Genomic DNA, 24,446 nt, shown 5'->3' with positions numbered 1-24,446 from the left:
GGCACGGGCCGGGTCGGCGTGGCCGGAGCCACCGCCGCCCGGCCCGCCGATGCGGTTGGTGCAGCCGCCGCGTGCCCGCTGTGCGAGCTGCGACCGGTGTGTCAGGCGCGGCGGAAGGCGCGCACCGACAGCGGGATGAACACCAGCAGGAGGGCGGCGAGCCAGGCGACCGCCTGGAGGGCCGGGGTCGCCGGCGACGGGCCGCCCACGGTCAGGCCGCGCACCGCGTCGACGACCAGGGTGACCGGGTTGACCTCGGCGAACGCGCGGACCGGGCCGGGCATGCTCTCCGTCGGCACGAACGCCGACGAGGCGAACACCAGCGGGAACACCCAGATGAAGCCGGCCGACTGGGCGGTCTCCGGGTTGCGGACCGACAGGCCGACCCAGGCGCTGATCCAGGAGAAGACGTAGGAGAACGCGAGCACCAGCAGGAACGCGGCGGCGAGCTGCCAGCCCGGCTGGGACGGGCGGAAGCCGACCAGCAGGCCGACGGCGACCATGACGATCAGCGTGAGCACGTTGGTGACCAGGTCGGCCGCGGTCCGGCCGAGCAGCACCGCCGAGCGGGCCATCGGCAGCGAGCGCAGCCGGTCCACCATGCCGGTCGCGAGGTCCTCGGTCAGGCCGAGGCCGGTGACCAGGGCGCCGAAGACCGCGGTCTGGACGATGATGCCGGGCATCAGGAAGTTGACGTAGGAGATCGGGCCGGTGTCGATCGCGCCGCCGAAGACGTACCGGAACAGCAGCACGAAGATGACCGGCTGGACGAACGAGAACACGATGTAGACCGGGCGACGCAGCGTCCGGCGCAGCTGCCGGGCCGCGATGACCTGGGTGTCCTGCAGGACGGCGACGGGCGTCATCGGGGCTCCTCGGGAGTCGCGGAAGCGGTGGCGGTGTGGCCGGTCAGGGCCAGGAAGACGTCGTCGAGGCTCGGCTGGGTGAGCTGGATCGTCGCCACGCCCAGGCCGTGCGCGTCGAGCCGGCGCAGGGCCTCGGCCGAGGCGTCGGGCCGGACCACCCGGACCGTCAGCTCGCCGGCCGGCTTGTCGGCGGCGACGGTGGTGCCGGCGGCGGCGAGGTCGGCCAGCAGCGGCTCGGCGGCGCCGATCGCCGACGGGTCCTGCAGCCGCACGCGCAGCACGTCGGTGCCGGTGCCGGACTTCAGCTCCGCCGGGGTGCCCTCGGCGATGACCGCGCCGGCGTCGATGACGGCGATGCGCTGGGCGAGCCGGTCGGCCTCTTCGAGGTACTGCGTGGTCAGCAGGATCGTCGTGCCGGCCGAGCGCAGCTCGTCGAGGATCGCCCACAGCTCCTGCCGGGAGCGCGGGTCGAGCCCGGTGGTGGGCTCGTCGAGCAGCAGGAGGGGCGGGCGGCCGGTGAGGCTGGCGGCCAGGTCGAGGCGGCGCCGCATGCCGCCGGAGTAGGTGCCGGCGCGCCGGTCGGCCGCGTCGGCGAGGTCGAAGCGCTCGAGGATGTCCTGTGCGCGCCGCCGGGCCTCGGCGCGGGGCAGCCGGTACAGCCGGCCGACCATCTCCAGGTTCTCCCGGCCGGTGAGCACCTCGTCGACGGCGGCGAACTGCCCGGCGAGGCCGATCCGGAGGCGCACCGCGAACGGGTCGCGGACCACGTCGTGGCCCATGACGCGGGCGGTACCACGGGCCGGCGCCAACAGCGTGGCCAGGACCTTCACCAGCGTGGTCTTCCCGGCGCCGTTCGGGCCGAGCAGCCCGAACACGGTGCCGGCCTCGACCCGCAGGCCCAGCCCGTCCAGCGCGGTCACCTTCCCGTACGCCACGGCGAGGTCGTCGACCTCGACGGCTGCTGTGTACGTATGCATGTACGTAGTCTTACACGTATGAGTACACTGCTGTCCAGAGGTGATGCGCGCATGCCGAACAAGACGATCTACGTCTCCGACGACGACCTGCCGCTGCTCCAGCGCGCCCAGGAGCTGACCGGCAGCAATCTGTCGGCCGCGATCATCACCGGCCTGCGCCGCCTGGTGGAGGTCGAGGAGGCCAAGCAGGCCGGGTTCGACGAGATCACCGTGAAGGTGGGCGTGGGGAAGACCTCGATCAAGCGGTTCCTCGGCGTCGCGCTGGGCGAGTGGAGCTCGTCGAGCAACGAGGGCCAGGAGACCTACTCGCTGTTCCGGACCAGCGGGGGCCGCTTCGCCGTGCACCACGCCCGGTCGGAGCTGCACACCCCGGTCGGCCCCAACGCGGAGCGCAGCAAGCGGTGGTCGAGCGGCTGGCGCGGCTGGATCGGCGACTGGTCGCCGGACCAGGCCTGGATGCGCACCCCGGCCCAGGCCACGTTCTCGGTCGTGGACACGGTCGAGGGGCTGGAGTCGCTGCTGCCGGCGGAGCTGTACGCGATCGCCGTGCAGACCATCCACGACGAGCCGGTCGTGGAGGACCTCGACATCTGACGCGCGCCTCCCGATCGGGGTGTGGCGCTCGGCACGGTTGACCTTTATACCCCCCGGGGGTAACCATTTCCGCATCGGTTCTGGATACCCCCTGGGGGTATGAAGGAGTGTTGGAGATGATGACGGCTTCCCGGCGGTGGTGGGCTCTCGGGCTCATCGCCCTCGCGCAGTTCATGGTCATAATGGACACCTCGATCATCGGCGTCGCCCTGCCGCGGATGCGCGAGGACCTGGGCTTCTCGGCGGACGACCTGTCGTGGGTGTTCAACGCGTACGTCGTGGCCTTCGGCGGGCTGCTGCTGCTCGGCGGCCGCCTCGCCGACCTGTTCGGGGCCCGGCGGATGTTCGCCGCCGGCTGGGCGGTCCTGCTGGCCGGCTCCCTCGCGGCCGGGCTGGCCGGCGGCGTCGCGGTGGAGCTGGCGGCCCGCGCGGTCCAGGGTGCCGGGGCGGCGCTCATCGCACCGTCGGCGCTGACCCTGCTGATGACGCTGTTCGGCGGCACGCCCCGCGAGCTGACGAAGGCCCTGGCGCTCTACGGCGCCGCGGCACCAGCCGGCGGCACAGCCGGGGTGTTCCTCGGGGGCATCCTCACGCAGTACCTCAGCTGGCCCTGGGTCTTCTATGTCAACATCCCGGTCGCGGTGCTCGTGCTCGCCGCGATCCCGGCCCTGCTGCCCGCCGGCGCACCGCGGACCGGCTCGCTGGACCTGCTCGGCGCGCTCCTCGTCACCGCCGGGGTCGGCGCGGCGGTGTTCGCGGTGGTCCGCGCGCCGTCGGCCGGCTGGGGCGCGGCGTCGACCTGGCTCGTGCTGGGCGCCGCGGTCGTCGCGCTCGCCGCGTTCGTGGCCCGGCAGGCGACCCGCCGCGACCCGCTGGTGCGGCTGGGGATCTTCCGCGCACCGGGCCTGGCCGCGGCCAACCTGGCCCAGTTCCTGCTCGGCGCGGCGTGGATCCCGATGTGGTTCTACCTCAACCTGTACCTCCAGCAGGTCCTCGGCTACACCGCGTTCCCGAGCGGCGCGGCCCTGCTGCCGATGACCGTGCTGATCATGGCCGGCATGATCGTCGTCGCGCCCCGGGCGATCGCCCGCTTCGGCCCGCGCCCGATGGTCGTCGCCGGCCTGGCGCTGCTCGCCGCCGGCCTCGCCTGGCTCGCCTTCGTCCGCCCGGCCGGCAGCTTCGCCGCCGACGTGCTGCCCGCCTCGCTGGTCGCCGCGCTGGGCATGTCCCTCGCGTTCATCCCCTCGCTCGGCACCGCGATCGGCGCCGCGCCGCCCGAGGAGGGCGGCCTGGCCTCGGGGATCGTCAACACCAGCTACCAGGTCGGCTCGGCGCTGGGCCTGGCCGCGATGACGGCGGTGGCGGCCGGCGCGGGCGCGGGCCGGCTGGGCGACCTGCAGGCGCTGACCGACGGCTACTCGGCGGCGTTCACCGGCGCCGCGGTGATCGCCGCGGCCGGCGCGCTGCTGGCCGCGCTGACGCGCACGGGCCGCACGGGGCGCTCGTCGGCCGTCTGACACCCGCGGCGGCCGCTCGCCGGCCGTCTGACACCCGGGGCGGGAGCCTGGCGGCTCCCGCCCCGCTGCGTCACTCGGGGGACACGAACCTGCGCACGAACGTCAGTGCGGTGTCGCAGACCTCGCGCCAGCCGCTGTCGATGGTCAGCGCGTGGCCGCGGCCCGGGATCTCCACGATCTCGGTGACGCCGGCGTTGTGGGCCTGCTTCTTGTACGCGGCGTTGGTCAGCGCCCACGGCACCGTGTGGTCCTTCTCGCCGGAGATGAGCAGCAGCGGGCCCCGCTCCGGGTGCTCGGTGTCGACCTTCGTCTCGCTCCACGGGTTGAAGTTGGCGACCGCGGCCTGGAAGAGCGGCGCGCCGGGCGCCGGCACGGCGAACGTCTCGTACAGCTGCTTCGCCTCGTCCTCGCCGACGGCGTTGGCGAAGGAGTACCGGAACTGCTCGAACGTCAGCGGTACCGCCCGATGGTAGTTCGCCGGGTTGGTGAGCACCGGTGCGGCCGAGCGCAGCGACGAGATCGGCAGCGGCAGCACCCCCTGGAACGGGGCCGGGTCGATGGCGACGGTCGCGCAGGCCAGGCCGCGCCCGGCGAGGATCTGCGCGAGCAGCCCGCCGAACGAGTGGCCGACGACGACCGGCCGGCGCTGGAGGCCGCCGATCAGCCCGGCGAAGTGGTCGGCGACCTGCCCGACGGTCTTGCCGGCGAACGTCTCCGGGTGCTCGTTGGCCTCGGCGACGGTATCGGGGTCGTCGGGCCAGCCGGGCAGCACGGGCGCGAACCCGGCCTCGGCGAACACCTCCGCCCACCGGTCCCAACTGCTGGGCAGCAGCCACAGCCCGTGGACGAACACGGCCGGTACCCGGCCACTGGCGTTGGCCTGCTCGATCTGCTGGCGGTCGTGCTCAGCGGACATCGGCGGCGCTCCCTTGCTCATCGGTGTCGGTTGCGCTGCGATTGTGACGCACGCGGATCGACTCGGTGTGCACGCTGGTCGGCCCGGTGTGCACGGTGGTTGTGCTCAGCCTATTGGCTGGACATGCTTGGCGGGGGTGCGCGGATGACGACAGTGTGGAAGGCCGCCGAGGCACCGGCCCGGGAGCGCGCGGCCGCCGTCCGGGAGGCGGTGGGCAGCCGGGTGGTCCGGGTCGACATCGCCCTGCCCGACGACCCGGGCGACATCGACGTCGAGCTCACCCTGTCCGACGCCGGCCCGGTCCAGGTGCTCACGGTGCGCTCGATGGCCACGACGGTGACCCGGAGCCCGCGCCTGGCCCGGGACGACGCCGAGCCGCAGCTGTTCCTGACCCTGCAGGGCACCGGCGAGTCGGCGATGGCCCAGCACGGCCGGCACGCACGGCTGCGCAGCGGCCAGTTCGCCGTGTACACCACCACCAACCCGTACACGCTGATGTTCGACCACGGCCTGGACGCCCACTTCTTCCGTATCCCGGTCGCCGAGCTGGCCCTGCCCGAGCCCGCGCTGCGCGAGGTGTCGGCCCGCGCCCTGGGCCCCGGCAACCCGGTCGCCGAGCTTACCGCCGGCTACCTGCGCCGGATCGCCGACAGCCCGGACCTGCGCTCCCGCGCGGTCGCGGGCAGCCTGGCCCAGCCGACCATCGACCTGGTGCGGGCCGCGCTGCTGAGCAGCATGGCCGACCCGTCGCTGGGCAAGGCGTCGATGGAGTCGACGCTGGAGGTGCGGTTGCTGGAGTACCTCCACACGCACCTGGGCGACCACGGCCTCACGGCCGCGCGGATCGCGGCGGCGCACCACATCTCGGTCCGCCACCTGTACGCGGTGCTGTCCCGCGCGGGCGTGTCGCTGGGCGACTGGCTGCGCACCCACCGCCTGGAGGCCTGCCGCCGCGAACTGGCCCAGCCGAGGGCCCGCACCCGCACGATCGCGTCGGTGGCCCACCAGTGGGGCTTCGCCGACGCGACCCACTTCAGCCGCGTGTTCCGCCAGACGTACGGCATGACCCCCCGCGACTGGCGCGCCGCCCGCGCCCAGGCCTGAGGTCACCGGGAGGCGCCCGCCTGCCGCGGCAGCGTCGCCGCGCCGGCCGCGTCATGGGGTGCGCCAGCCGTGGGACGGGGTGAAGCCCAGCACCTCGCGGTAGCGGTCCGTTGCCACCGGGACCGTGTGGCCCGGCAGCGGGGACGTGACGGCCACGTGCGGATGGTAGCGGGCCAGCAGCTCCTCCGTCGGCAGCGACGCCGTGGTGTCCGGGGCGGTCACGTGCAGGACCGTGTGGCCCTGCAGCGGGCGGGTCAGTGCCGCCGCCACCGCGGACGTCGCGTCGCGGGTGTCGATCCAGGCCCACAGGCCGCCGCGGTCGCGGGACAGGTCCTCGCCGACGTGGGACAGGTGGTGGCGCAGGCGGTCGCCCGTGCCGATGAACGGGAAGCGCAGGCTCACCGCGGGGATGCCCCAGCGGTTGCTCACCGTCGCCGTCATCAGCTCGCCCGCCTGCTTCGACAGGCCGTACGGGTCGTCGCCGACATACGGATGGTCCTCGGTGAGCGGCAGCCGCACCGGCGACGCGCCGCGGCTCGACCAGGCCAGGCCCACCGCCGACAAGCTTGACACGAACACGACGCGGGCCACGCCCGCCGGGCCGGCCGCCTCCAGCAGGCGGTACGTCGAGCTGACGTTGTTGTCGAAGACGTCCTCGTGCACCGGGGCCGGGATCGCCGCGGTGTGGACCACCGCGTCCACGCCGGCCACCAGGCGGTCGAGGCCGGGGTCGGTGCGCAGGTCGCCGACCACCATGTCGTCGGCGACCGACGCCACGAACGAGCGGTCGTGGGCGCGGACCGTGTGGCCGGCGGCGTGCAGGCCGGCCACCACGGCCCGGCCCAGCATGCCGCCGGCGCCCGTCACGAGGACCTTCACGACGCCGCCGGGGCGAAGTTCGCGGTCAGCGCCGCCGGGGCGGTCACGGTGAACGCGTACCGGCGGGCTGTGGACACCTCGACGCCGGCCACGGTCCAGTTCACGAAGCGGAAGCCCGGTGCGGGCAGCGCCGTCGCGACGACCCCCGCGCCCGGCTCGTAGCAGCCCGGCCTCGTCTCGTTGCCGTCGAGCCGCACCCGGCCCCCGCCATCGGCCGCCGTCACCGTCACCTGATGCTCCACGATGTTGATGACCATGATGTTGTACAGCGACAGCCGGCCGGTGCTCGTCGCCCCGTTGTAGCGCATCAGGTTCACGACCGTGGCGTCGCCGCCGTCGACCCGCACGCTGTACCCGTCGGTGCCCAGGTTGTCGGTGCCGAGGTTGACCACCCGCACGTCGCCCGAGCGCACGACCACACCGTTGTGCAGGCCGTAGCCGAACACCCCGTGCACGGTCAGCTTGCGGGCGCCGGCGACGGTGACGAGGTCCGCGTACTTACGGGTCCAGCCGTCGATCACCTGCGGGAACAGGTCCCGGCCGAGGACCCAGTTCGGGACGAAGTAGCCGGTGCGCACGAACGTGTTGCCGTTGCTCAGCACGCCCTCGATCCGGCCGTCGCGGCCCGGGCCGGCGGTCACGCCGTGCCGCACGAAGGTGCCCTTGACCTTGCGCACCAGGAAGCGGTCGCCGGTCATCTCGATCGCGTTCCAGGCGTTCGGCAGGCCGATGTTCGCGGCGTAGACGCCGGTGCCCTGGCCGCGGATCGCGTACGGGTAGGGGACCAGGCCGCCCGGCGCGACCGGGTTGTTCGCCGGGTAGAAGACCCGCAGGCCGCTGACCCCGGCCCGCGGCCCGCGCAGCGTGATCGCCGCCTGCTCGGTGTCGGCCGCAGCGGTACCGCGGCCGGCGAAGGACTGCAGCACGGTACCCCCGCTGCGCCCGTCCTCGTCCCGGTTCGGCACCGGGGAGGCGCCGCGCAGCTCGACGCCGGCCGGGACGACGAGCCGCCCGTCGAGGCGGTACCAGCCGGCCGGCAGGTACACCACGCCGCCGCCGTCGCGCCCGGCCCGGTCGAGGACCCGCTGCACGGCCGCGGTCGCGTCCCGGGCCGGCAGGTAGCCGTTGCCGTGCGGGGCCGCGCCCGCGTCGTAGAAGGCGAGGCGCGCCGGCCTGGTGGGGGCGGACTCGTCGGACAGCGCCGGCGGCTGGCCGGACAGCTGGTACACCGTGCCCTCGATCGGGCCGTCGACCCGGCTGGCGGTGAGCTTCACGTAGCCGCCGCCGTGGTTGACCACGGCGCCCTGCAGCGAGGCGAACGCCATCGCCAGGCCCCACCGGGCGTCGAACTGGTCGACGAGCAGCGCGACGTCGGTCCGTTCGATCCGCACCCGCTCGAACACGCCGGTGAACTCGGCCCGCAGCCCCCGCACGACGTGGATGCCGACCCGGTAGTCGGCCACGGCCAGGTCCGAGAACTGGTCCCACTCCAGGTCGCCGAGGACGAACCCGGTGCCGTGGGCGCGGGTCCACGCGTCGAGCGCGGAGCGCCGCGGCGGGTTGAAGGCGGCCGGCGCGCCCGCCCAGTAGGCGTTGCTGAACCGGACGTCCTCCCACGTGCCGACGTCGGCGCCGTTGTAGGCCTCGACGCCCTCGAAGAGCGCCGTGCCACGCACGTTGCGGACCGTCGCCGACTCGTGGGTCTGGCCGTTGCCCGGCGGGCGGCCGCGCTCGTCACGCATGGTGCTGATGCCGATCCCGCGGTACGAGTTGAGCATCGTGACGTCGGCGACCGTGCTCATCATGTAGTTCTCGTCGCTCGCCCAGGCGGAGCCGGGGATCTCGAACGTGAAGTTGTAGGGCACCGGGTCGGTCGCGTTCTGCCTGGGGTACCACGTCGTCAGGCCGACGACGCCGGCGCTGCCGCCGATGCGGAACAGCACCGGGCCGGCGTCGCCCGGCGGGAGGTCGGCGGAGACCACGGTGCCGTAGGAGCCGTGGCCGGTGTCCGGGTCGCGCCGGTCGCCGCGCAGCGTGCAGAACGCCGGCACCTCGACCGTGGCCGTGACCCGGTAGGTGCCCGCGGGCAGCCAGACCGTGCCGCCGCCGGCGTCGTAGCAGTCCCACAGTGCGGCCTGCAGCGCCGCGGTGGCGTCCCGGCGGCCGGTCGGGTCGGCGCCGTAGGCGGTGGCGTCGAAGTCGGCGACGACCGCGTCCGCGGTGGGGTACCGCGTCGCGACCAGCCGCGGCGCCGGCACCACGTCGCGCTGGTCGCGGATCTGGAGCGCGACCACGTCGAAGGCGGCCCGGCCGGTGAGGCTCAGCCGCACGTGGCGGGCGGTGACCTCGGGGAAGCGGGTCCGCGAGGGGCCGCCGCTCGCGCCGCTGCGGCCGACGGCGGTCCAGGCGGTGCCGTCCGCCGAGACCTCGACGGTGTAGTCGGGGGAGAAGCCGCCGCCCCACTGCACGACGACCTCGTCGACCGGGCGGGCGGTGCCGAGGTCGGCCCGCAGCCACTCGCGCCCGCCGCCGCTGCCGCTGCTCCAGGCGGTCGCCGGGTCGCCGTCACCGGCCGCGGCCGGGCTGGACCCCGCGGCGGTGCTGCTCGCGGTGAGCGTCGCGTGGCGGGCCAGGTCGGTGTCGACGGCCGACGCGCGGAACGCCCGGTCGGCGTCGTACAGCGCCCGCAGCGCCGCCGCCACCCGATCCTCGGTGGGTGCCGGGTCGTCGAGCACGGCCTGGGCCGCGGCGACGGCGGCGGCGAGCGCGACCTTCGAGCCCGGCGGGTACTGCCCGTCGCGGGTGCCCTCGCGGGCCGCGTACAGCGCCAGGTTCGCCGACGCGACCTGCCCGCGCAGGCCGGCCTTCGGGTCGAGCCGGCGCGGCACGACGGTCACCCGGACCGCGGCGATCGTGAGCTCGACCGGGGAGCCGTCGTGGGTGAGGCGGAAGTCGGCGCCGTTGGTGCGGTTGGTCAGCAGCGCGTCGTCGAGGACGAAGTGCTGGGTCTTCCAGGTCCCGCTGTCGCCGTAGGTGACGGCCGGCGACGGCTTGAACCGGTAGGGCAGGTCCTCGCCGGGGGAGTCGTAGTGCAGGAACAGGGTGCCGTTGCCGGCGTCGAGGTAGTCGACGCTCACCATGACGATGTCGGTGTTGTCGTAGGCGTAGCCGTCGGCGACGTTCATGTACAGGTAGTTGGTGCCCGGCGGGTCGGCGGCGGCGTTGGTCTGCCAGTAGCCGCGCCCGGCGGCCGTGCCGGTGCGCAGGCCGGCCTCGTTGTCGCCGGCGCGCGGGCTGAGGCCGGTGTCGGTCGCGGCCGGGCCGAGGACCGCCTGCGGGCCGGTCGTGGTGATCCTGACCTGGGCGATGGTCACGTCGGTGTCCGCGGCGGAGAGCCGCAGCTCGCCGGCGAGGGCGGTGCCGGGCAGGCTGACCGCCGCGAGCCGCCAGGCGTTCGTGCCGGCGAGGGCGGCGACCCCCGTGGTGTCGCCGCCGGCGGTCCGCAGGGTCAGCTGCCCGGTGCCCTCGTCGCGGTAGGTGACCACGACGACGACCGTGGCGCCGGCGACGCTCGCGGCGTAGCCGGCGTCGGCGGTGACGCCGATGTAGGTGGTGCCAGCGGCGGCCTGGGTCTGCCAGTAGCCGCGGCCGTCGATGGTGCCGGTGCGCAGGCCGGCCGGGTCGTCGCCGGCCCGCACCAGGGCGCCGAGCGTGACGGGGGAGGGGCCGAGGTCGGCGCCGACGCCGCGCGGGTACATGACCGGCGCCGCCTGGGCCGGGACCGGCGCGAGGACCGCGGCCACCAGCACCGCGGCCAGGGCGATGAGGAACCGTCGCATGGATGTGCCTCCGGGGGTCATGCCTTCACCGCGCCCATCAGCCCGTTGACGATGTACCGCTGCGCCGCGACGAACAGCACGATGACCGGGACGACGACGATGAGGGCGCCGGCCATGAGCACGTTGTAGTGCAGCACCGCGCCGGACTGCAGGTTCTGCAGCGCGATCGGCAGGGTGAAGCTGTCCGGGTCGTTGAGCGACACGCGCGTGAGCAGGTACTCGTTCCAGGTCGGGATGGCGGTGAGCACGGCGATGGTGATCAGGGCGGGCCGGGACAGGGGCAGGTAGATGGTGGCGAAGATGCGCAGCTCGCTCGCGCCGTCGACGCGGGCGGCCTCGCGCAGCTCGCCCGGGATCGCGTCGAACGCGTTCGTCATGAGCAGGATCGACAGCGGCGCGGAGCCGTTGACGAACGGCAGGATCAGCCCCCAGTGGGTGCCGAGCAGGTTCAGCTTGTGCTCCAGCAGCACGATCGGCAGCAGGACGGTGACGCCGGGCACGAACAGCAGCGCGAGGAACAGGCGGTACAGCGCCTTGCGGGCGGGGAAGCGCAGCACCGAGAACGCGTAGCCGGCGGCCGCGTAGATCGCCAGCACCAGCACCACGGTCAGCGCGGTGACCTTGAGGCTGTTCAGGAAGTAGTCGAAGAAGTGCAGCTCGTTCCAGGTCTCGGCGAGGGTGTCCAGGGTCGGGCGGCGGGGGATGAGGTTGCCGCTGGACACCACCTCGAACTGGTCCTTGAACGCGGCGGACGCCATCCACAGGAACGGATAGACGCTGATCACGGCGTACAGCAGGAGCAGGACGACCACGACGCCGCGGGCGATCCACCGGGCGCTCACGTGAGCCTCCGCATGGCGCGCAGGTTGACGACGGCGAGGATCAGCGCGGCCAGGAACAGCAGCCAGCCCAGCGCGCTCGACAGGCCGAGCGTCGGGTCGAGCTGGGACAGGAACGCCAGCTTGTAGGTCTCCAGGCCGAGCACGTTGGTGTGGTTGCCGGGGCCGCCGTTGGTCATGACGAGGAACGTCTGGAAGCCCTGCAGCGAGTCGCGCACCGCGAGCAGCACGACGATCGCGGTGATCGGGCGCAGCAGCGGCCACACGATGTGGCGGGTGGCGTGCCAGGAGCCGGCGCCGTCCACGCGGGCCGCCTCGACGAGGTTCGGGTCGATCGTCTGCAGGCCCGCGAGGTACAACATCATCGCGATCGGCACCGACGACCACACGGTGATGACGATGAGGGTCGGCAGGGCCGTCGACGGGTTGCCGAGGAAGCCCTGCGGCTGCTGCAGGCTGCCGAGCCCGACCGAGCGCAGCAGCAGGTTGATCGCCCCGTCCGGCTGCAGCACGTACATCCACGCGAAGTAGACGGCGATCCCGCTGGTCACCTGGGGCAGGAAGTACACCGAGCGGAGCAGGCCCTTGAGCCGCCGCACGGAGTTCAGCAGGACCGCGAGGGGGAAGCTGACGGCGACGGTGAGCAGCGGTACCGCGACCATCACCCACAGCGTGTTGCGGGCGGCGCCCTGCACCCGCGGCGAATAGCGCGGGTCGGCCCACAGCAGGTCGGCGTAGTTCTGCAGGCCGACCCACCGCCAGGTCGGCGCGAAGCCGTTCCAGGTCGCGAAGCTCAGCGAGAAGCCGTAGCCGATGGTGTAGGCGCCCATCACCGCGAACAGGACGACCGCCGGGGCCACGAAGGCGGCGCCCCAGGCGATGTCCGACCGGCGGTAGCGGCGCCGGCGGCGGGGGCTCGGGGCCCGCCGCGTCGGCGACGGGCCCTTCGCGATCGTCTCGACCGCCATTACTGTTTTGTCCAGAAGGCGTCGATCTGTTTGGTCATCTCCGCGGCGGCGTCGGCGGCCGGCCGTTTCTGCAGCGGGCTGTAGTCCATGAGCACCGAGGCGACGGTGGGCCCGTCGTAGGCGTTGGGGCGGTAGCTCGTGTCGCCCGGGTTGTACGCGTTGGGGCCGGAGCCGAACGCCTTGATCATGGCGCCGAGGGCGGGGCCGACGGCGGCGCTGGGGTCGGCGCCGAGGTCGGTGGGCGGGACGTCGAGGGCCTCCTTCGCGAACGTGGCCGACACGTCGGCCTTGGCGAGGTACTTGAGCCACTGGATGGCACCGGCCCGGTTCTTCGTCGTCGCCGAGACCGACATGCCGGTGAGGGTGAACGGCGCGAGGCTGAGGTCCTTCACGGCGCCGTTGGCGGGGGCGGGCACCGGGAACGTCAGCACGTTGGCGGCGTCGAAGCCGTTCTGGGCCAGGAACGCGAGGGTGAACGTGCCACCGATGTCGAACGTGGACTTGCCCTGCACGAACGACAGGTCGGCGGCGTCGATGTCGAGGCTCTGGGTGCCGGGCGTCCAGTACGGGGTGACCTGCCCGTAGGTCTCCAGCACCTGCACGCCGGTGGGGGAGGAGAAGTTGCTCGCCTTGTCCTTGCCCCACAGGGCGCGGAACTTCTCGGGGCCGAGCAGGCCGTAGGCCATCGGCTGGAGGAACCACTCGAGGCCGGTGGTCGGTGCCTTGAGGCCGACCGTGACGCCGCCGTTGTCGGGGTGCTTGGCCTTGACCTTCGCCAGTACCTCGATGAACTGCTCCCACGTGGTGGGCGCGCTGGTGACCCCGGCGTCGGCCAGGCGCTGCTTGTTGGCGTAGACGATGCCGAACGTGCCGACGGTGAGGGGGACGCTGTAGCGCTGGCCGAGCTGGATGCCCTTCGTCTTGGCGTCCTGCGCGAGGGACTTCTGGTAGTACTCGTCGGTGACGCTGCCGTCCTTGCGCACCTGCGGCAGGTAGCTGTTGAGCCAGGCGTCGTCGACGTCCTTGGCCAGGTCGGTGAGCAGCCCGGCGGCGCCGAACGTGAAGTCTTCGCCGGTCGTGTGCACCTCGAAGAGGTCCGGCAGGTTGCGGGTCTGGGCCGCCGCCTGCACCTTGGTCACGTAGGCGTCGTCGGGGCCGTACGCCTCGACCTTGACGGTGATGCCGGTTTCCTTCTGGAATCCCTCGGCGACCTTCTGCAGCGCCTTCACGTGCGACTGCTTGAAGGTCCACATGGTCAGGGTCTTGCTGTCCCCGGCGCTGTCCTCGGCGTCGCCGCTGCAGGCGGCGGCCCCGAGGGTGAGCGCCAGTAAGGCGGCCAGTGCTGGTCGCCACGCGCGCGTGTGGGGTGTCATCACGGTGCCCAGCCTTTGTCCCGGGCGCATCGACTTGCGCCGCTTGACGGGGAACGTAAATCGAATTGATGTACTGTGTCAACCACGCTCTCGGGAAGGCGGTGGTCGATGTCCCCGCTCGCGGCGGCGCCCTGGGACACGGGCGGCGGCACACGGATCACGCAGGTCAGGACGTTCCTGTGCGCGCCGCAGGGCTGCCCGTACCTGATCGTGCGGGTCGAGACGAACCAGCCCGGCCTGTACGGGCTGGGCTGCGCCAGCGACCCGCAGCGCACCCTGGCCGTCCGCGCGGTCCTCGACGGGTACCTCGGCCCGCTGCTGCGCGGCCGCGACCCGGCCGATATCGAGGACCTCCACCGCCTGCTGCTCAACAGCGGGTACTGGCGGGGCGGCTCGATCGCCGGCAACGCGCTCGGCGCGGTCGACGTGGCGCTGTGGGACCTCAAGGCGAAGGCGGCCGGCCTCCCGCTGTACTCGCTGCTCGGCGGCCGGGCCCGGCACGGCGCCGAGGCCTACACGCACGTCGACGGCGCCGACCCGGGGCGGCTCGCCGAGCTGGTGGCGGCCGCCGTCGAGGCCGGCTACCGGCACGTGCGGGTGCAGGTGGCGGTGCCCGGCGTCGACACCTACGGCGCCGGCGCCGGCGGGCGGCCGGGCGTCTGGGACTCCCTGGCCTACCTGCGGCACGTCCCGCCGGCCCTCGCCGAGGTGCGCCGCCGCGTCGGCGACGACGTGCGGCTGCTGCACGACGCGCACGAGCGGCTCACGCCGTCCCAGGCCCGCGAGCTGGTCGCCGCGGTCGCCGACGCCGGGCTGTACTTCCTGGAGGACGCGCTGGCCCCCGAGGACGCCGCCCACTTCGGGCAGCTGCGGGCCGCCGGCCCGGTGCCGCTGGCGATGGGCGAGCTGTTCGACGACGTGACCCGGTTCCTGCCGCTGCTGGAGCAGCGGGTCATCGACTTCGCCCGGCTGCGCATCCCCACCCTCGGCGGGCTGACCCCGGCCCGCAAGCTGGCCGCCGCGTGCGAGCTGTTCGGGGTGCGCACCGCGCCGCACGGGCCGGGCGACGTCAGCCCGGTCGGGCAGGCCGCCAACGTGGCCCTCGACGTCGCCACGCCCGCGTTCGGCGTGCAGGAGGCGGCGGCGTTCCGCGACGCCACCCTGGAGGTCTTCCCGGGCGCGCCGGTGCCGGTGCGGGGCGTGCTGTACCCCGCCGAGGCGCCCGGCCTGGGCGTGGACTTCGACGAGGCCGCCGCCCGCCGGTACCCCGCGCCGCCGCCCCTCGACCACGACCGCTGGGCGCTCCTGCGCGGCGTGGACGGCGCCGTGCACCGCCCGTAGGCCTAACCCAGCAGCAGCGACTGCGGCTGTACCGAGAGGATCTGGTCGAGCACCAGGCAGGCGGCCCCGATCGCGCCCACGTCGATGCCGAGGGCGGTCTGCGTGACCACGGTCGGGTGGATCCGCTCCACGAACGGCGAGCTCTCCACGATGCCCGGCACGATCGCGGTGAACCGCTCGGCGAGCAGCGGCCAGATCGGCCCGCCGAACACGATCATCTCCGCGTCGACCAGCGTCGCCGCGGCGCTCACCCCGCGCCCGACCCGCACCGCCCAGCGGTCGATGATCTCGCCGGCCGTCACGTTGCCGGCCGCCGCGTGCCGGCACAGCTGCCGCAGGCTCTGCTCCGCGTCGCGCGGCCCGGCCGGCTTGCACTCCGGGCCCAGCACCCCGTGCTCGATCGCCTCGCTCACCAGGGCGTTCGTGGTGCAGGCGGCGTACAGCCCGCCGACCTCGCCGGCGTTGCCGGAGAAGCCGCGCAGCACCACGTCGTCGACGACCAGGCCCATGCCGGAGCCGGTGCCGAGGTAGAAGAACAGGAAGTTGCCGGTGTCGCGGGCGGCGCCGGCCCAGCGCTCGGCGACCGCCGCCGCGATGACGTCCTTGTCGAGCAGGACCGGCAGCCCGGTGGTCTCCGCCAGGTAGTCGCGCAGCCGCACCCGCCCCCACCCGGCCAGCTCGGGCGGCGCGATGACCAGCCCCGACGCCACGTCCACCGGCCCGGGCGCGGCGATGCCGAGCCCCAGGACCGTCTCCCGGGCCACCCCGGAGTCGCGGATCAGCGCGTTGATCGACTCGCTCATCTCGACCAGGGTGTGGTCCGGGTCGGCCGCCTCGGGCGTGGGCCGCTGGGCCCGGGCCACCACGGTGCCGAGCAGGTCGAGCACCACGAACGTGACCACCGCGGGGTCGAGGTGGACGCCGACCGCGTAGCGCGCGCCGGCGTTGACCCGCAGCAGCCGGCGCGGCTTGCCGCTGCCCGAGCTGCGGGTGCCCGCCTCGCGGGCCAGCCCGGTGTCGATCAGGCGCCGGCAGATGTTCGACACCGTCTGCGCGGAGAGCCCGGTGACGTCGACGAGCTCCACGCGGCTGAGCCCGTCGGGCACCCTGCGGATCGCGTCGAGCACCACCGATTCGTTGAAGTCGCCCATCCTTGGCAGGTTGGTGCCACGCCTCGTCGGCAGCCGCTTCTCCACGTTCCTCCCAGGGCTTCCTCCATCAAATTGATTTATGATACCAGTGCCGGCCACGAACACCCCTCCACCGGTGACCCGGACGACCCCGCCGATGGGTCCGCCCGCCACCTTGCCGGCATCCTCGCGCGTCGCCGACGATCCGTCCATGCCGGCGCCACCGGTGTTCCTGGACCTCGACGGGGTGCCGAACCGGGTCCGCGCTCGGGGCCGGCCCGCGCCGGCCGGAGGAGCTATCGGCGGGGACCCGTGCGGCCGCGTTCGGGCATCGTGGTGTAGTCGGTGAAGCCGACCACGTTGCCCCACGGGTCGGCGACCTCGACGGTCCACCCCGTCGCCACGCGGAAGGGTTCGGCGGCCAGCTCGGCCGCGATGGCGCGGGCGTCGGGCACCTCCAGCCAGACCCGCCCCCGCTGCGGATCGCCGGAGCGCCGCACCAGCAGCCCCGGCGTCTCGGGGCCCAGCCGGAACAGCGCCACCCCCGGCTCGTCGAGGCGGAACGCGAGCGGCAGGCCCAGCGTCCCGCCGTAGAACTCCACCGCCGCGTCGAGGTCGCCGACGCTGAACAGCACGTTGTCGACGCCCAGTACCTCGATCATCGGCCGGCCGTCCAGCGCACACCGGCCAGCGCGCCGTCGAGGGCGCGGCGGGCGTGGGTGCAGTCGCGCAGGCCGGCCGCCTCGAGGCGCTCGGCGGCGGCCGGGGCGCCGACCTCCCGCAGGGTCTCGCCGTCGGGGATGCCGACGGCGCGCAGGTCGCGGGCCAGCGCGGGCCCGATGTTGACGAGGTCTTCGAGTGCGGTCATGGTGCGTACTCCTCCAACCCGAACAGTTCGATGGCGTCGTCGAGCGCGTCGGCGAGGCGCCGCAGCCGCTCGGGGTCGGCGGCCGCCTGCCGCAGCCGGACCGGCCCCGCGAGCGGCGCCTGCGCGACGCACTCCCGCCCGGCGGCCGTGAGCGCGACCCGCCGCCGGCGCCGGTCGGCCGGGTCGGGCGCGAGCGTCACCAGGCCGCGGGCGGCGAGCCGGTCCAGCAGCTGGCCCAGCGTCGCCGGGTGCATGACGAGCCGGTCGCGCAGCTGCGCGAGCGGCAGGTCCGGCCCCCACTCGGCGACCAGCCGCAGGATCGCCAGCTGCGCACCGGTGACGCCGTGCCGCTGCTCCAGCTGCCGGTTGAACGCCGCGATGGCCTGGTCGAGCCGCGTCCAGGCACGGATCGCAGCGACCGCGTCGGGACTCGCCACGGAATTATTATGTGCCACATAGTACTGCTGGCCAAGCCTATTGTGCCGCCATGCTCGACCACGACGACCGCGACGCCGAACTGGCGGGCAACCTGCCGATCCGCGTCGACCTGACCACCGCCGAGTGCCGCTTCCTCGACGTCGCCGAGTTCGTCGACCTCATGCGCCGCGGCCGGTTCGGCTGAGCTCCTCGGGCCTGCGGTCGCGGCGGATCAGGGCCAGGGCCGGCAGCATCGCGGCGGCGGTCAGCAGGAACGTGGCCGGGTAGCCGGCCGAGGCGACGACCAGGCCCGCCACCAGCGCGCCCGCGGCCATGCCCAGATCGTAGGCGCTGTTCCAGATCGCGCTGACCATGCTCTCACCGCCGGTCGGGGCCCGGTTGTACATCAGCGTCAGCGTGGCGTTCTGGAGCACGCCGAAGCCGGCGCCGAGCAGCAGCGCGCCGGCCACCATCGGCAGCGGGCCGCCGGCCAGGCCGGCCGTGCCCAGCGCGGCCAGCAGCAGGCCGGGCGTGAGCAGGCGGGCCGGGCCGTGGCGGTCGCCGAGGCGGCCGGCGAACCAGCGGGCGGCGGTGGCGGCGGCCGGCTGGGCGAGCAGCGCGGCCGGCGCGACCCAGGCCGGCAGGCCGGCGGTGGCGAGCGGCAGGTACGTGACGAGCACGCCGATCGCCGTCGTGGACGCCGCGAAGATCGCCGCGGGACGGGTCACCGCCGGGCTGCGCAGGCCCGCGAGGACGCCGCGGTGGCCGCGGTGGTCCCGCCCGGCGGCCGCCGTGCGGCGCGGCAGGCCGGGGATCGACAGCAGCGCGAGCAGCGTGCAGGCGGCGGTGGCCGCGAACACCGGCGCGAACCCCCAGCGGGTCGCCACCCACACGCCGGCCGGCAGGGCGAGCAGGCTGGTCACGCCGCTGGTCAGCCCGACCAGCGCGAGGCCCTCGCCGCGCCGGCCGGCCGGGATGAGCATCGCGGTGAGGGCGCCGCCGGCGACGGTGCACACGGCGAAGCCGGCGCCGCGCAGGACGCTGACCGCGACGATCACCGCCGGCGACGCGTCGAAGGACAGCGCGACGGCCGGTGCGCCGAGCAGCACCAGCCCGGCCGCCAGGGCCCAGCGGTAGCCGGCCCGGGCCACCAGCTGCGGCGTGACCAGCTCGACCACGACGGTGGCGGCGAGCAGCGACACCGTGGCGAGGCCCGCGGCCGGCCCGGCCAGCATCGGCACCACGGACAGCGGGAGATAGAAGCCGATCGACGAGGCGGCGACGGAGACGAGCCGCAGTAGCAGCGGCGGTGTGACCAGGCGGGGAGCGGTGTCGATGTGCACGTCCACCACGCTAGGAACGAACCGGGTCACTGGTAAGGTCCAGTTTCATGCCTGTCGAGTGGGCCGGTTCGGGTCCGGAGCTCCTCGTCACGATCGACCGCACAGGCGGGGCCGGGCTGCGCACGCAGCTGGAGGAGCAGCTGCGCACGGCGATCCGGGCGGGCCGGCTGCCCGCCGGCGAGCGGCTGCCGTCGTCCCGCGAGCTGGCCCGGGCGCTGGGCCTGTCCCGCGGCCTGGTCCAGGACTGCTACGCGCAGCTGCAGGCCGAGGGGTATCTCACCAGTCGCCCCGGCTCGGCCACCCGCGTCGCGGCCGGTGCGGCCCGGCAGCGCCCGCCGTCGATCTCCCGCACGCCGCCGCCCGAGCGGCCGCCGGTCGCCGACTTCCGGGCCGGCGTCCCCGACCTCGGCCTCGTCCCCCGCGAGGACTGGGCCTGGGCCGTGCGTGAGGCCTGCCGCACCATGCCGGACGCCGCGTTCGGCTACGGCGACCCGGCCGGCCAGCCGCGCCTCCGCGAGGTCCTCGTCGGCTACCTGACCCGCGTGCGGGCGGTCACCGCGAGCCCGGACCACGTCATCGTGTGTGCCGGGATGGCGCAGGCTTTGGCAGTGGTACTGCGGGCGCTGCCCACCGCCGTCCTGGCGGTGGAGGACCCGGGCCCCGGCACCACCGTCCTCGAGCAGGCCGCGGCCGCCGGCATGACCACGGTGCCGGTCCCGGTCGACGCCGACGGCCTCGACGTCGCCGCCCTGCACCGCACGCCGGCGCAGGCCGTCCTGGTCACCCCGGCCCATCAGTGGCCCACGGGTGTCGTGCTGTCCGGCCCGCGCCGGCAGGAGCTCATCGCCTGGGCCCGCACCCGCGGCGGCGTCATCGTCGAGGACGACTACGACGCCGAGTTCCGCTACGACCGGGAGCCGGTCGGGTCCCTGCAGGGCCTCGCCCCCGACTGCGTGGTGTCCCTCGGTACCGTGAGCAAGTCCCTCGCCCCGGCCCTGCGCCTCGGCTGGATCGTCGCCCCCGACCACCTCCTCCCGGCCCTGACCCACGGCAAGCAGCTCGCCGACCGCGGCAGCCCCGGCGTCGACCAGCTCGCCCTCGCCACGCTGATGGAGTCCGGCCGCTACGACCGGCACCTGCGCCGCGTCCGGGCCGAGTACGCCGCCCGCCGCGAGGTCCTCATGGCCGCCCTGGCCGTCCACGCGCCGCACGCCCGGGTCACGGGCCTGGCCGCCGGCTTCCACGCCGTGGTCCACCTCCCGCCGGGTGCCGACGAGGCGCGGGTGATCGCCCGGGCCCGCGAGCGCGGCGTCGGCCTGTACGGCCTGGGCGGCCCGCACCCGTGCCTGGTGCTGGGCTTCGGCGACACGCCCCGCCACGCCATCGAGTCCGGCATCGCCGCCGTCGCCGACCTGCTGTAGGCGGCGCGGCAGGAAGGGCCGGGCCGCAGGAGCGCGGCCCGGCCCGGGAACGGATCGGTCAGCTGATGAGCTTCCAGGGGCCGTTCGCGGCGCCCGGTTCCTGGTTGCGGGTCCACCACTGGGCCTCGTACACGTGGCCGGCGTGGGTCACCCGGTTGCCGGCCGTGTAGACCGTGGTCGGGGTCCACGCCGCCGGGGTGCCGTCGGCGGGCTGCGGGGCGAGCTCCTCCCACGAGCCGTACGGCGTGCCCGGCGTCTCGTTGCGGGTCCACCACAGCGCCCGCCACCGCTTGCCCTGGTAGGTGACGACGTCGCCGGTGTCGAAGATGCGCGACGGGGTCCAGACCGCGGTGCCGTCCTCGGTCAGGGCCAGCTCCTGCCACGCGCCGGTCGGGCTGCCGCCCGGCGCCTGGCTGCGGGTCCACCACGTGGCGACGTACACCTTGCCGTCGTGGGTCACCTTGTCGCCGGAGTTGTAGACCGTCGACGCCGACCACGCCGGCGGCAGGTTCACCGTCACCGGGAACGTCTTCCGGCCCGGGTTGAGGTGGTCGCTGCCCAGGAACGACGCGGTCATCGTGTGGGTACCGCCGGACAGGCCCACCGGGAGCGTGAACGTCACGCTGCCGGTGCCGGACAGCGTGGCCGAGCCGCGGACGGTGCCGCCCTCGCGGAGCACGACGGTGCCGTTGACCGCCTCGCCGGGGCCGGCGGCGACGCCGACCGTCACGGTGGCGGCGGTGCCCCAGGCGGTCGGCGCGGCGGTCGCCGTGACGGCCGTCGGGCCGGTCGGCGTCGCCTGGTAGCCGTTCGCCCCGAACTTCCAGGCGGGCTGCGCCTCGCACGGTACGCAGCCGGTCGGCCAGTAGTTGATCGAACCGTCGGTGACCGTGGAGCCGGGCACGCGGCCGCTGACCGGGTTGCGGAAGTCGAACCACATCTTGTGGATCTCGGGCCAGGCGACATACCGGCCGATGCCGCCCTGGAAGCCCTCCTCGCGGACGCCGACGGAGACCATCGTGACGTCCGGCGGGTAGGTCTGCAGCAGCGGGCCGCCCGGCGGGTTCGGCGCGGTCGGGCTGCGCGGGTTCGCCGCGGACCAGCCGCCGGCCCAGTTCGTCATCGTCCAGTAGTGCTCGTCGACGGTCAGGCTCCACAGCTTCCAGACACCGTTCTCGACGACGAACGAGTCGTGGTAGTAGGCGCCGCGGATGATGCCGGCGCTGAAGTTCGAGGTCGTGGGCTGCCACAGCTTCACCTGCAGCTGCGCCGACCGGCCGTCCTGCGACATGAGCACCACGGGCTGCGGGCGCCAGTGGTAGGAGATGCTGCTGCGCAGGGTCGCCGGGTTGCCGCCGCCGAAGTTGCGCTGGCAGGCCTGGGTGATCCGCTCGACGCCGAAGTACCAGCCGGTGAACGCCGACATCTTGTGCGCGTTGGTGGCATGGGTGGCGGCCATGGTACTGCAGAGCAGGTCGTCGAGCAGGTAGCCGTACGCCGACGAGACGTTCTCGACCCCGTCGAAGCCCTGGGCCCGGTCGAGCCGGCGCTTGAGCTCGGCCAGGTCCGTCTGCCCGGCGGTCCCCGGCACCGCCTGCGCGCTGCGCCCGTCGACGTCGAGGAACGCCGGCACACCCGACGGTACCGGCGCGACGCCGCCGCTGCCCCAGCCGGCGGTGTAGCCAGCCACGACGAGCGGGGTGAGGCTGACCTCCTTGAGCTTCCACACGCCGTCGTCCTTGACGAAGAGGTTGCGGAACACGCTGAACTCCCAGCTCGCCGCCCGCGTGTTGGCGTCGCCGACCAGGCCGAGCTCGATGCCCCGGGCGGTCGCCTCCTGCCCGTTCGGGTTCACGTCGACGATCGTGTCCCACAGCGGGTGGTCGTTGAGGATGCCCTGGGTCAGGCCCTCCGGCCCCATCCGCTCCATCGCCTGGCGCACGCCCGCCGGCCCGGTGTAGGTGCCGACGTTGTCGATCGTGTAGGTGGCGTCGGCGGTGAACAGCTCCGTCACGTCCGTCCACATGCGACGGTCGACGTAGTAGCCGTAGGTGTGCTGGAGGTTGCGGACCGCGTCCTCGTCGCCGAGCCGGTTGATCCGGGTCGCCAGCTGCTCGGCGGTCGCCGTCGCCGGCGGTGCGTCGCCCTCCGGCGGCGGGATCGGGATGCCGGCCGAGACGGGCGTGAAGTGGTGCGGCACGACCGGCAGCGACTGGCCGTTGATGCTGCGCCAGCCGGCGGCGTAGGTGCCGGTGTACTGCGGGTAGTACCGCAGCAGCGAGATCTGCCAGCGCCCGTCGCGCAGGACGTACTCGTTCTCGTAGATCCCGCCGTCGACGCGCGCCTCGCCCGCGCCGCTGCCCTTGAAGCGCATGACGCCCCAGCGGCCCTTGGCGGACAGGCCGTCGGTCGACAGGCTCACGACCGGGTTGTCGTTGATCTCGGTGTGCAGCGAGCCGGGCCGGATGCCGTCCATCGTGCCGGCGTCGGTCACCAGCCACGACTCGACGGCGGCCCGCCCGGTGACGGGGGCGTCGGCGGCGAGCCCCTGGGTGCCCCACACCAGCGCGCCGTCGTCGGCGAACAGCGCCGCCATGTCGGCGAACCGGCCGTACTGGTGCAGCTGGGCGTACGTGCGCTGGAGGTCCTTGACCTCGCGCACCGACTCGACCCGCGCGACGTCGCGGGCGAGCGTGTCGACGGTCACCGGCGCCGCGAGGGCGGGGGCCGGTGCGGCCGGGAGGCCGATGGTGAGACCGGCGAACAGCACCAGTGCCGTCGCCGCTCTCCTCGTGCGTGTCATGGTTGCGTCCCCTGTCCGTTGCCGTTTGGTGGGGTGTTCGGGGGAGAATCGCATCGACCAACATCGATCATTGGAGGGTCGCGACCGCGCTCGTCAGGGTGTGCGGGGTCCGACCGGAGTGGCCGAGATGGCCGAGCCGGGACGGTTCGAATGTCGATGTTTCGAACTCGTGATGCGCACATTACCGAGCCGGTCGGCGGCGGTACAGGGTGTGCCGGAAAGTCGGTTCACCCAGCGTGCGCGGGCTGAGATCCAATGACCGCAATGCGAACCGGGTGACCGGACAGTCCACTGTGGACCAAATCCACAGTGGACCTCAGGCGCTGAAGCCGCCGTCCACCGGCAGCACGACGCCGGTGATGTGCCGGGCCCGGTCGCTCAGCAGCCACGCCGCGGCCTCGCCGACGTCCGCCGGGTCGGCCGCCCGGCCCAGCGGGATGGCGGCGATCCGGCGGGCCACGCCCTCCGGCATCGTCTCGCGCATGGCTTGGAACATCGCCGTCTCGGTGGCGCCCGGCGCCACCACGTTGACCCGGACGCCGAGCGGGCCGAAGTCGTGCGCGGCGGTGCGCGACAGCCCGATGACGGCGTGCTTGCTGCCCTGGTACGCGCCGAGCCCGCTGCTGCCGCGGTAGCCGCCGACGCTGCTGTTGTTGACGATCGACCCGCCCCCGGCGGTGGCCGTCATCGCCCGCACCTGCGCGCGCATGCACAGCCACACGCCCTTGACGTTCACCGCGAACAGCCGGTCGAAGTCCGCCTCGGGCACCTCGTCGAGCCGGCCGAACTGGGTCATGCCGGCGTTGTTGAACGCGCCGTCGAGCCGGCCGAACGTCTCGACCGCGGTGCCGACGAGCCGCTCGACGTCCGCGGCCACGCTCACGTCGCCGGCCGACACGGCGACCTTCGCGCCGCCGTCGCGCAGTTCGGCCGCGAGTGCCTCCAGCGCCTCGGCGCCGCGCGCGCCGAGCACGAGCGACGCGCCCTCGCGGGCGAAGACGCGGGCCGCGTCGGCGCCGATGCCCACGCTCGCGCCCGTGACGACGACGACCTTGCCGTCGAGCAGACCGCTCATCCTCGTCCTCCCGGGGGTACCTCGTCGAACCGGACCGAACGCCCGGCGGCCACGGCGGCCCGCAGGGCGCCGCCGAGCAGGCTGGCGTCGTTGCTCAGCAGCGTAAACGTGAAACCGGCGGCGACCGCCGAGCGCACCGCCGCGGCCGTGGCGCCGCCCGCGTTGCCGATCGGCCG

At 74.1% G+C, this 24,446-nt stretch carries 22 protein-coding genes; 6 read left to right on the top strand and 16 right to left on the bottom strand.

Features of this window, described 5'->3' with window-relative positions:
- Positions 1–101 precede the first annotated feature (101 nt).
- Together ABZS66_RS47120 and ABZS66_RS47115 are read right to left on the bottom strand one after the other, a co-directional pair.
- Positions 102–866: an ABC transporter permease gene (locus ABZS66_RS47120; protein ID WP_354769576.1), complete on the bottom strand. Its 765-nt coding sequence runs from the start codon at positions 864–866 to the stop codon at positions 102–104.
- Positions 863–1,843 carry an ATP-binding cassette domain-containing protein gene (locus tag ABZS66_RS47115; protein ID WP_354769575.1) on the bottom strand — a complete coding sequence of 327 codons (981 nt, stop codon included), beginning with the start codon at positions 1,841–1,843 and terminating at the stop codon, positions 863–865. The genes ABZS66_RS47120 and ABZS66_RS47115 overlap by 4 nt, the downstream gene beginning before the upstream one ends.
- A 51-nt stretch (positions 1,844–1,894) precedes the next feature.
- On the opposite strand from ABZS66_RS47115, the gene ABZS66_RS47110 reads away from it, so the two are divergent.
- The gene (locus ABZS66_RS47110) at positions 1,895–2,437 is read left to right on the top strand and encodes an EXLDI protein (RefSeq protein ID WP_354769574.1); all 543 of its coding nucleotides are present in this window, start codon (positions 1,895–1,897) and stop codon (positions 2,435–2,437) included.
- A gap of 116 nt (positions 2,438–2,553) precedes the next feature.
- Positions 2,554–3,954: an MFS transporter gene (locus tag ABZS66_RS47105; RefSeq protein WP_354769573.1), complete on the top strand. Its 1,401-nt coding sequence runs from the start codon at positions 2,554–2,556 to the stop codon at positions 3,952–3,954.
- Positions 3,955–4,024: 70 nt separating this feature from the next.
- Here the strand turns inward: ABZS66_RS47105 and ABZS66_RS47100 are convergent, their stop codons facing one another.
- The gene (locus ABZS66_RS47100) at positions 4,025–4,870 is read right to left on the bottom strand and encodes an alpha/beta hydrolase (protein ID WP_354769572.1); all 846 of its coding nucleotides are present in this window, start codon (positions 4,868–4,870) and stop codon (positions 4,025–4,027) included.
- A 144-nt stretch (positions 4,871–5,014) separates the two neighbouring features.
- Between ABZS66_RS47100 and ABZS66_RS47095 the strand changes: the two genes are divergently transcribed.
- The gene (locus ABZS66_RS47095; protein ID WP_354769571.1) at positions 5,015–5,974 is read left to right on the top strand and encodes a helix-turn-helix domain-containing protein; all 960 of its coding nucleotides are present in this window, start codon (positions 5,015–5,017) and stop codon (positions 5,972–5,974) included.
- Positions 5,975–6,025: 51 nt separating this feature from the next.
- On the opposite strand, the gene ABZS66_RS47090 is transcribed toward ABZS66_RS47095, so the two are convergent.
- From ABZS66_RS47090 to ABZS66_RS47070, 5 genes are read right to left on the bottom strand one after another with little or no spacing between them, the layout of a single operon-like run.
- Entirely contained in the window at positions 6,026–6,853 is an 828-nt protein-coding gene (locus ABZS66_RS47090) for an NAD(P)-dependent oxidoreductase (protein ID WP_354769570.1), read from the bottom strand.
- Positions 6,850–10,692 (bottom strand): discoidin domain-containing protein, encoded by a 3,843-nt coding sequence (locus ABZS66_RS47085; RefSeq protein WP_354769569.1) that lies wholly within the window; start codon positions 10,690–10,692, stop codon positions 6,850–6,852. The genes ABZS66_RS47090 and ABZS66_RS47085 overlap by 4 nt, the downstream gene beginning before the upstream one ends.
- A 17-nt stretch (positions 10,693–10,709) precedes the next feature.
- Complete coding sequence (locus tag ABZS66_RS47080; RefSeq protein ID WP_354769568.1) at positions 10,710–11,534, bottom strand: carbohydrate ABC transporter permease; 825 nt, start codon at positions 11,532–11,534, stop codon at positions 10,710–10,712.
- On the bottom strand, positions 11,531–12,499 hold the full coding sequence (locus ABZS66_RS47075) for a sugar ABC transporter permease (protein ID WP_354769567.1): 969 nt from the start codon (positions 12,497–12,499) through the stop codon (positions 11,531–11,533). The genes ABZS66_RS47080 and ABZS66_RS47075 overlap by 4 nt, the downstream gene beginning before the upstream one ends.
- The gene (locus tag ABZS66_RS47070; RefSeq protein ID WP_354769577.1) at positions 12,499–13,872 is read right to left on the bottom strand and encodes an extracellular solute-binding protein; all 1,374 of its coding nucleotides are present in this window, start codon (positions 13,870–13,872) and stop codon (positions 12,499–12,501) included. Before ABZS66_RS47070 ends, ABZS66_RS47075 begins: the two co-directional genes overlap by 1 nt.
- A gap of 108 nt (positions 13,873–13,980) precedes the next feature.
- On the opposite strand from ABZS66_RS47070, the gene ABZS66_RS47065 reads away from it, so the two are divergent.
- Entirely contained in the window at positions 13,981–15,213 is a 1,233-nt protein-coding gene (locus tag ABZS66_RS47065; RefSeq protein ID WP_354769566.1) for an enolase C-terminal domain-like protein, read from the top strand.
- A gap of 2 nt (positions 15,214–15,215) precedes the next feature.
- Here ABZS66_RS47065 and ABZS66_RS47060 read toward each other — a convergent pair whose 3' ends face one another.
- From ABZS66_RS47060 to ABZS66_RS47045, 4 genes are all read right to left on the bottom strand, one after another.
- Complete coding sequence (locus ABZS66_RS47060) at positions 15,216–16,364, bottom strand: ROK family transcriptional regulator (protein WP_354769565.1); 1,149 nt, start codon at positions 16,362–16,364, stop codon at positions 15,216–15,218.
- A 275-nt stretch (positions 16,365–16,639) separates the two neighbouring features.
- Entirely contained in the window at positions 16,640–17,005 is a 366-nt protein-coding gene (locus tag ABZS66_RS47055; RefSeq protein ID WP_354769564.1) for a VOC family protein, read from the bottom strand.
- A complete protein-coding gene (locus tag ABZS66_RS47050) occupies positions 17,002–17,211 on the bottom strand; it encodes a TfoX/Sxy family DNA transformation protein (RefSeq protein ID WP_354769563.1) in 210 nt (69 codons plus the stop codon). The genes ABZS66_RS47055 and ABZS66_RS47050 overlap by 4 nt, the downstream gene beginning before the upstream one ends.
- Entirely contained in the window at positions 17,208–17,648 is a 441-nt protein-coding gene (locus ABZS66_RS47045) for a MarR family winged helix-turn-helix transcriptional regulator (RefSeq protein ID WP_354769562.1), read from the bottom strand. Before ABZS66_RS47045 ends, ABZS66_RS47050 begins: the two co-directional genes overlap by 4 nt.
- 50 nt (positions 17,649–17,698) lie before the next feature.
- On the opposite strand from ABZS66_RS47045, the gene ABZS66_RS47040 reads away from it, so the two are divergent.
- Positions 17,699–17,833 (top strand): hypothetical protein, encoded by a 135-nt coding sequence (locus ABZS66_RS47040; RefSeq protein ID WP_354769561.1) that lies wholly within the window; start codon positions 17,699–17,701, stop codon positions 17,831–17,833.
- On the opposite strand, the gene ABZS66_RS47035 is transcribed toward ABZS66_RS47040, so the two are convergent.
- Positions 17,808–18,971 (bottom strand): MFS transporter, encoded by a 1,164-nt coding sequence (locus ABZS66_RS47035; protein WP_354769560.1) that lies wholly within the window; start codon positions 18,969–18,971, stop codon positions 17,808–17,810. The two genes, ABZS66_RS47040 and ABZS66_RS47035, sit on opposite strands and share 26 nt — an antisense overlap.
- 47 nt (positions 18,972–19,018) lie before the next feature.
- Here ABZS66_RS47035 and ABZS66_RS47030 point away from each other — a divergent pair, with 47 nt between their 5' ends.
- On the top strand, positions 19,019–20,392 hold the full coding sequence (locus ABZS66_RS47030) for a PLP-dependent aminotransferase family protein (RefSeq protein ID WP_354769559.1): 1,374 nt from the start codon (positions 19,019–19,021) through the stop codon (positions 20,390–20,392).
- A gap of 58 nt (positions 20,393–20,450) precedes the next feature.
- Here ABZS66_RS47030 and ABZS66_RS47025 read toward each other — a convergent pair whose 3' ends face one another.
- From ABZS66_RS47025 to ABZS66_RS47015, 3 genes are all read right to left on the bottom strand, one after another.
- A complete protein-coding gene (locus tag ABZS66_RS47025) occupies positions 20,451–23,195 on the bottom strand; it encodes a nuclear transport factor 2 family protein (protein ID WP_354769558.1) in 2,745 nt (914 codons plus the stop codon).
- A 316-nt stretch (positions 23,196–23,511) separates the two neighbouring features.
- Positions 23,512–24,270, bottom strand: a complete 759-nt coding sequence (locus ABZS66_RS47020; RefSeq protein WP_354769557.1) for an SDR family oxidoreductase — start codon at positions 24,268–24,270, stop codon at positions 23,512–23,514.
- Positions 24,267–24,446 (bottom strand): hypothetical protein (locus ABZS66_RS47015; protein WP_354769556.1); only part of this gene is annotated, 180 nt, incomplete at its 5' end. The genes ABZS66_RS47020 and ABZS66_RS47015, both read right to left, overlap by 4 nt.

Source organism: Dactylosporangium sp. NPDC005572 (assembly GCF_040605515.1).
In the GTDB taxonomy this organism is placed as follows: Bacteria; Actinomycetota; Actinomycetes; order Mycobacteriales; family Micromonosporaceae; genus Dactylosporangium.
The sequence above is the reverse complement of the archived record's forward strand: the minus strand, read 5'-3'. Positions and strand labels throughout refer to the sequence as shown.